This window comes from Azoarcus sp. Soil_N_20, assembly GCF_057656155.1.
This window is the reverse complement of record NZ_JBDGKX010000076.1, coordinates 1-302: the sequence shown is the minus strand read 5'-3', so window position 1 is coordinate 302 and position 302 is coordinate 1. Positions and strand designations below refer to the sequence as shown.

At 63.2% G+C, this 302-nt stretch carries 1 pseudogene; it reads right to left on the bottom strand.

The features are described from left to right. Positions 1 to 302: pseudogene (locus AC3A35_RS27965) on the bottom strand (acetaldehyde dehydrogenase (acetylating)); the annotation flags it as partial.

The following is a 302-nucleotide window of genomic DNA, read 5'->3' as shown; positions in this document are numbered from 1 at the left end:
GCGGCGGCCGCGGTCATGATGTCGAGGTTGCCGGCGTACTTGGGCAGGTAGTCGCCCAGGCCTTCGACCTCCATGAATACCGACACCCGGTGGCCGCTCGGTGTCGTTTCAAACACCGGGCCATTGACCAGCTTGTAGCCGGGCACGTATTTCTGCACTTCGCGGATCATCGCGTGGATGGATTCGGTGATCCTGGCCTGGTCCGGTTCGGTCTCGGTCAGGCAATGCACGGTGTCGCGCATGATCAGCGGCGGTTCGGCCGGGTTCAGGATGATGATGGCCTTGCCCTTTTTCGCGCCGCC